This is a genomic window from Flavobacterium sp. FPG59 (assembly GCF_002150205.1).
Taxonomy (GTDB): domain Bacteria; phylum Bacteroidota; class Bacteroidia; order Flavobacteriales; family Flavobacteriaceae; genus Flavobacterium.
On sequence record NZ_MTCA01000362.1, the window covers coordinates 1 to 1,475 of the forward strand.

The 1,475-nt window shown below is 27.9% G+C and carries 1 protein-coding gene; it reads right to left on the reverse strand.

Annotation, left to right across the window (positions count from 1 at the left end):
- Nucleotides 1–1,475, reverse strand: a 1,475-nt coding sequence (locus FPG59_RS16805; RefSeq protein ID WP_176330780.1) for a hypothetical protein, incomplete at both ends; no start/stop codon positions are given.

Here is a 1,475-nt window from a genome sequence, read left to right on the forward strand (position 1 = left end):
AGTAATAATTGTAAAAATTTAATTCTTTTCTGATTATAATCTTCCGGAGTATCATACTTCCTAATAAACTGATTTGTAATCTGAATAGTCATTTGAGAAGATGGTGAATTTGTCAACTCAATAATTTCTCTGTTTATTTCATTCATTAATAAATATGAAACTGAATATTTATGTTTAAATTCAAAACCAAGTTCTTTTTCTAATAAATAAAACAGAATTAGCGTGCTAAAGTCTAGTGCGTAAGTGATTTTTTCATTATCAAGAAGAATTTGTTTGGTCAAACCTGATGGGATTGTCGTAAAGCTATTCCCTACGAAACTCGTGAGATGTAAATATGTGTCAATATAATTTTCACGAAAAACAATTCTTGAGACTTCTGAAAAACCGATGCGATAATTAAAATAATCATCTAACGCTTTTTCTTTAATTTCTTTTTCTTTAGTTCCAATATCTCCAAAATGTGATTTTAAAAAGATTTCAAAATCTTTTAAATCTGTTGGCATTTGAAGCGATTCAAATCCTAGTTCATTTACGGGATTACTAGCTTCTTCTTGAATCATTCTTAATAAATACAATGCATCATTAATAATCTCCACTATTTGAATTGAAATTATTTTTCCCGACATACTAGTTACTGAAGTGAATGATTCTCCAACTTTTCGTCCAATAAACTCTTTTTGCAAGCCAATTTCACGCTCAATTTTCAAATAAACTTTCTTATCAGAAACTAAATAAATAACCCAGGATCCTATTTCTACTTCATCAAATCCTATAAAAAAATCCTGCTGTTTTAAAAATACTGAACTAGCAAAATAATTTTTACGTGCTATGATATTATTCGGATTTGAGGCAAGTTGATACAAAATATCAAATCCCATTTTTATATTTACGTTATTACGCATAAGAACTGTGGCTAAAGTCACGCCAAATCGTTCATCTTCTATTTTCCAATGAATTTTATCTGACACTTCCTTAATTCTTTCTTTATTTTTGGTTCTTTCAAGAACGTTCAAATAAAGAAGAATATACTGTTCATTATCAGGAAACTTACGGTATAAATATTCATCAATTTCCTCAAGATTTTTTAAATCATTAATTTCATTATAGAGATTATGTTCATTTTCGAGCAATCTTATGTCTGGGTATTTAGAATTCAATCGCCAAAATTTCAGCAAATCCAATACTTCGGTATATCTACCTTTCTCTTGACAGTTTTTATCAGAAAGTTGTTCGTGTAGAAGTATTATAAAAAAACGAAGTGATTCACTAACTATTGATTTATTAACATATCCCTCTAAATACTGAATTGCTTCATGCCGTCTACCGATTGAATTTAAATTTTCAGCTATTAAATTCTTCCAATTAATATCAAAATCATTGTAATTCATCAAGACTTCAAGTCTTTCAGAAATTATGTTATTATTTTCTTTTAAATACCTTACTCTAATCGTTATCTCAAATAAATCCTTTAACTC